Raw genomic sequence first — 6,469 nt, forward strand, 5'->3', positions numbered from 1 at the left:
CGCAGCCGCCTGCGAACGCACCAACTCCACAACCGTCCGCCGCCGCTCAGCCACCGACAAGCCCGCCAACCGAGAAGCGAACTCGTTGCGGCCGTCTTCGACCGATCGCGGGGCTACTTCCTCCCGCGCCTCGGGAATCGTGTCCAGCAACGGACGTGATCGAGCCGCGCAGAAGACGGGCGCGAACTTGTCCCACTCCACGTCCGCCAAGGCGATGAACGTCTCGTCATCGGCCAGGATCTCACCCAGGGCTGTCAAAGCCCGCTGCGTGTCGAGGAAGTTCATTCCCTGACGCAACAACCGGTGTGGCGTCACACGACCGGGAGCCTGATCCATTGCCGCGTCGACCGCGTCCCAGTCACGCGTGTTCCACACGCCCCACGCGATCGACGTCCCCGGCAAACCCCGCGCCCGGCGGTCCTCGGCCAACGCATCCAGATAGGAGTTCCCCGCAGCATAAGCCGCATGGTCATTACTGCCCCACGTCGCCGAGATCGACGAGAACATCACGAACTCGTCCACAGCCAAACTGGCCGTCGCCTCATCCAGGTACCTGGCACCGGCCGCCTTCGCACCGAGAGCGGCTGCCAGGCCTTCCCGGCTGGTCGTCTCCACCCGGGCGAGGAACGGCGTGTTCGCCGAATGCAACACAGTGGACAGCCCGGGTCCGGAGTCCTCGATCCAGGACACCATGCCCGTCACCTGCTCGCGTTCTCCCAAGTCACAGCTGAGAACGTCGACGCCCGTGCCTGCGCCTGCGACCGCGGCGACCAGGCGGGCCACGCCAGGTGCGGACGGACCGGAACGGGACGTCAGGACGATCCGCTGGGCTCCGTGCTCGGCCAGCCAAGGACCGATGCACACGCCGATCGAACCCGTACCACCAGTCAGCAGAACCGTGCCACGCGGCGACCAGCTCTCCAGTTCGGCCCGGCGAGGTTCGGCACGGACCAGCCGCCGCAGGAAGACACCCGACGGACGCACCGCGACCTGATCTTCCCTGCCGTGCGCCAGAACCCTGGCCAGCCGGGCACCGGCTTCGGTGTCCCACACCGGCGGCATGTCGACCAGGCCGCCCCAGCGGTCGGAGTGCTCCAGGCCCACGGTCCGGCCGAACCCCCACACCTGCGTCTGCGCCGGGCTCGTCGTGACCTCGTCGCCGTTGACCTGGACCGCGCCCTGCGTCAGGACCCAGAGCGGGGCCGTGATCCCGGCCCTGCCCAGCGCCTGCACCACAGCGAGCGTGTCGGCACTACCCCGGGGCACCCACGGGAACTCCGTGTCAGGCGTCTCGTCCAACGCCAGCAACGAGACCACGCCACTCAGCTGCACGCCGACGAACCCGTCGAGCTCTTCCAGGTTCGCACGGACGACGTCGGCGCCGTGGTCCGTCAGTGCGTTGGCGATCACGTCGGCGTCCGGGGCATCTCCGACCAGCAGCCACGTTCCGGACAACGAGGACGTGAACCCATCCGAGAGCTGCCAGGTGATCCGGTAGCGCCAGTCGTCCACGGACAGCTTGGTCCGCTTCAACGCAGGGGCCTCGGGCCAGTAGCGGCGCCGTTGGAACGCGTACGTCGGCAGCTCCACCGCGACGCCGCCACCGAGCACGGCTGCCCAGTCCACCGCGGCGCCTCGGACGTAGGCCTCTGCGAGCGAGGACAGCAGCCGCTCGGCACCACCGTCGTCACGCCGCAGCGTGCCGACGACGACCGGGGCCTGGTGCTCCAGGCTGTCGGCGATCGCCGGAGTGAGAACCGGATGCGGTGACACCTCGAGGAACACCCCGTGGCCCGCGTCGCCGAGGGCTCTGACCGCCCGGTCGAACTCGACCGTTTCACGCAGTGACGCGTACCAGTAGGACGGGTCCATCTCCAGACCGGACAGCCACTCGCCGGTCAGTGCCGACACCATCGGGATTCGTGCTTCGCCAGGAGTGATTCCTTCGAGGACCGAGAGGATCTCGTCTCGCAGTTCGTCGACGTGGGCGCTGTGCGAGGCGTAGTCCACCGGGATCATCCGCGCTCGCGGGGAATCGCCACACGAATCCGCCAGTTCCCGCAACGCGTCCGCGTCACCGGACACCACGGTCGCGGCGGGCCCGTTCACGGCCGCGATCGACAACCGCTCGCCATACGAAGCAATCCGCTCGCGAACGCCGTCGACCGACTTAGCGATCGACAGCATCCCGCCGCGACCAGCCAACGCCGTCAACGTCTTGCTCCGCAGAGCCACAACCTTCGCGGCATCCTCCAGGGACAGAATCCCGGCCACCGCAGCCGCTGCGATCTCGCCCTGCGAGTGCCCGACCACAGCATCCGGCTCAACACCAGCCGCCTGCCACACCGCAGCCAACGACACCATCACAGCCCACAACGCGGGCTGCACCACATCCGCAGCCTCAAACCCATGCCGCCCAGCAAGAACGTCATCCAGGTCCCAGGCAACGTGCGGGGCGAGGGCCGCAGCGCACTCGGCCAACCTCGCTTTGAACACCGGCGAGGTCTCGGCGAGCTGACGGCCCATGCCCACCCACTGACTGCCCTGACCCGGGAACACGAACACCGAACGACCAACACCACCCGGGGCAACAGAATCCGTCACCACGCCAGCGACCGGCTGTGCCGTGGCGATCGCCGCAAGACCCGCTGTCAGCTCGACACGGTCGCCGCCGAGCAATACCGCACGGTGTTCGAGCGCGGCTCGTGTCGTGGCCAACGACCACGCGACATCCCCGGCCGCGAGCTCCGGCCGGGCCAGCACGTGCTCACGCAACCGACCCGCCTGACCGGCGAGGGCCGCGGCGCTGTGGCCGGAAACCATCCACACCGTGGGTGACGTGCTGAGCAGGGGGAGTTTCGGGGCGTCCTGCGAATCCGGCTCGTCCGCGACCGGTGCTTCTTCCAGGATGACATGGACGTTCGTGCCACTCACCCCGAACGCCGACACACCAGCCCGACGCGGACGATCACCCGCAGGCCATTCGACGGACTCCTGCAACAACCGGACATTCCCGGTCGTCCAATCCACGTGCGACGACGGCAGTTCGGCGTACAACGTCTTCGGCAGCTCGCCCTTCTGCAAGGCCATGACCATCTTGATCACACCGGCGACACCGGCCGCGCACTGCGTGTGACCGATGTTCGACTTCACCGAACCCAGCCACAACGGCTGATCGTCGGCACGGCCTTGGCCGTAGGTCGCCAGCAACGCCTGTGCCTCGATCGGGTCACCGAGGGTCGTCCCGGTGCCGTGCGCCTCGACGACGTCCACGTCATCGGCTGCCAGCCGGGCATTGGCCAGAGCCGCACGGATCACGCGCCGCTGCGACGGCCCGTTCGGCGCTGCGAGCCCGTTCGAAGCACCGTCCTGGTTCGCCGCACTGCCCCGGATGACCGCCAGCACACGGTGACCGTTGCGGCGTGCATCGGACAGGCGCTCGAGGAGCACCATGCCCGCGCCTTCACCCCAGCCGATCCCGTCCGCTTCGTCGGAGAACGCCTTGCACCGACCACTGGAGGCCATACCGCCCTGCTGGGAGAACTCCATGAAGGCGCCTGGTGACACCATCACGGCAACACCACCGGCAAGCGCCATCGAACACTCACCGGCCCGCAACGCCAACATCGCCTGGTGCATCGCCACCAACGACGACGAACATGCCGTGTCGACCGTCACGGCAGGGCCAGTCAGTCCCAGGCAGTACGAGATCCGGCCGGACGCGACCGCCGACACCGTGCCGATCAGGCGATACCCGTCCAGGCTCTCGTCGTCCCCTGGCAGCGCGGAGTCGTAGCCGGACGTGTTCGCGCCGACGAACACGCCCGTCGCCGATCCGTGCAACGACCGGGGGTCGATCCCGGCCCGCTCGATCGCCTCCCAGGAGGTTTCCAGGAGCAGACGCTGCTGGGGATCCATCGCCAGCGCCTCACGAGGGCTGATCCCGAAGAAACCCGCGTCGAAGTCAGCGGCGTCGTAGACGAACCCGCCCTGGCGCCGGTACGTCTGTTCCCTGCCGACCTCTTCCTCGAAGGCTTCCCAGCCACGGTCGACCGGGAAGCCGCCCACCGCGTCGGTGCCCGCAGCCACCAGGTCCCAGAACTGCTCGGGTCCCGTCACGCCGCCGGGGAAGCGGCAGCCCATTCCCACGATCGCGATCGGCTCGGTCGACGCCGCGAGCAGGGCGTTGTTCTGCCGGCGCAGCAACTCGGTCTCCTTGAGGGAGGCACGGAGTGCTTCGACGAGCTTGTCGTTGGGCGTTGCCATGGTGATCCGCTCCGAATCAACGAGGTGGGGTCAGGAGTCCTTGCCATCGAGAGCCCTCCGGATGAGGCTCTCGGCGTCCATCTCGTCGATGGATTCAGTTTCGGTTCCGCCGCTCGTCCCGGCCGGTTCGGCGAGGTTGAGCAGCAGGTCGAGCAGGCCGGCTTCGCGGATCCGGGCCATCGGGATGGCGGCGATGGTTTCCCGGAACGCCACTTCCTCCAGGTCCGCGTCGGGCTCGGCGGCGTGTTCCGGCATGAGCTCACGCCAGATCTGGTCGGCGAGCGCGGCGGCGTTCGGGTAGTCGAAGACCATCGTCGACGACAACTGAACACCCACCACCTGCGACAACCGGTTGCGCAACTCGACCGCGCCCGCGGAGTCGAAGCCCATGTCCTTGAACGCCCGCTGTGGCAGGACGTCCTCTGCGGATTCGTGCCCGAGCACTGCGGCGGCGTGACCGCGCACCAGGTCCGTCAGCACCTGCTGCTGCTCGGCGACCGGCATTCCCGCGAGACGGTCCGCCCATTCGCCCGTACCGGCCTCGGCGGTGTCGTCCGTCAGGGTCGCGCGGACCTCGGGGAGGTCGGCCAGGAGCCTGCTCGGCCGTCGCAAGGTGTACGTCGGGAGGAACTGCGGCCAGTCGAAACCGGCCACCACCATCGCGCCTTCATCGGCATCGAGCACCTGTCCCAACGCCAGCATCCCGCGCTGCTCGTCGATGCCTTCCATCCCGAAGTCGCGCAACCGGTCTCCACCAGCGTTCGCGGCCATCCCCACACCGGCCCACAATCCCCACGCCACCGACGAAGCCGTGAGACCGCGTGCCCGACGATCCTCAGCCAGCGCATCGAGATAGGCGTTCGCCGCCGCGTAGCCGCTCAGGCCACCACTGCCCCAAACACCAGCACCCGAGGAGAACAACACGAACGCGTCCAACTCACGGTCCGCGGTCAGCTCGTCGAGAACCGCCGCACCGCCGACCTTTGCCGACAGCAGGGTCGACAGGTCGGCGCTTTCCAGGTCCGACAACGGCTTGTGACCACCGACGCCTGCCGAGTGCACGATCGACGACAGCACCGGACCGGTGGCGTCCGTGCGCCTGAGCAAGGCATCTGCCGAAGCACGATCAGCGATGTCACACGCCACCACGTCCACCGCCGAACCGCTGGCCGCGATCGAACCCGCGAGCTCGGCAACACCGGCGGCGGCCGGGCCTGAGCGGCTGGTCAACACCACTCGGGACGCACTGCGATCAGCGACCCACCGGGCGGTAATGGCACCGACACCACTCGTTCCACCCGTCACCAGCACCGAGCCCCTCGGGGACCAGGCGTTCCGGACCACCGGACGACCAGCACGCACCAACCGCCGAGCCACCACACCACCCGAACGCACCGCAACCTGATCCTCGGCCGCATCCGCGAGCACACCAGCCAACCGAGCCCCAGCACGGGCATCCACCACCGGCGGCAGATCAACCAGCCCGCCCCATCGGCCAGCCAGTTCGAGGCCTGCGACGACGCCAAGGCCCCATACCTGCGCCTGCACCGGATCAACGGCAGAGTCGCCGCTTGTCCGCACCGCACCGCGCGTCAACACCCACAGCGGGGCGGACACACCGAGCCGCCCCAACGCCTGGGTCAGTTCGACTGTCCCGGCCAGTCCGGCCGGGATGAGCGGGTGTTCCGCCAGGTGCCCGTCGTTCAGGGCCAGCAGCGACACCACGCCGTTGAGATCCCAGGACGTGGCAACCGCTTCGTGCAGACGGTCCGAGGTCGTCCGGGTCGCCATGGCCCCGTGCGACTCCAGCGCCTCGGCGATGACGGCGGCGTCAGGGCCATCGCCAACCACCAGCCACGTGCCTGTGAGGGTCCCATCGGATTCGCTCACCGGAACCCACGAAACCCGGTAACGCCAGTCGGCAACGGACGAGTCGGCGCGCTCCCGGCGACGCCAGTCCGTCAGTGCGCCCAGGGTCTCGTCTGTCGGGTTCACACCGAGCAAGTCGGCCAGCGCGGTGGCGTCACCGCTCTCCACAGCGGTCCAGAAACCTGCCTCAGCACCAGTGGCTGCAACCACTTCGGCACGCTTGTTGTCAGTTTCGGGCCAGTAGTGGCGGTGCTGGAACGCATAGGTCGGCAGGTCCACGGTCGAGCCACGACCCAAGACAGCGGGCCAGTCGACAGGCAGACCACGCACGTAC

Annotated in this window: 2 protein-coding genes; both read right to left on the reverse strand. The window is 68.5% G+C overall.

Annotation, left to right across the window (positions count from 1 at the left end; translation table 11 throughout):
- Window positions 1-4,266, reverse strand: a 4,266-nt coding sequence (locus tag ALI144C_RS00085; RefSeq protein ID WP_143230281.1) for a type I polyketide synthase, incomplete at its 3' end; no start/stop codon positions are given.
- 30 nt (window positions 4,267-4,296) lie between these two features.
- Window positions 4,297-6,469, reverse strand: a 2,173-nt coding sequence (locus ALI144C_RS00090) for an SDR family NAD(P)-dependent oxidoreductase (protein ID WP_143230282.1), incomplete at its 5' end; no start/stop codon positions are given.

The sequence above is a fragment of the Actinosynnema sp. ALI-1.44 genome, assembly GCF_001984155.1.
Classification (GTDB): Bacteria; Actinomycetota; Actinomycetes; order Mycobacteriales; family Pseudonocardiaceae; genus Kibdelosporangium.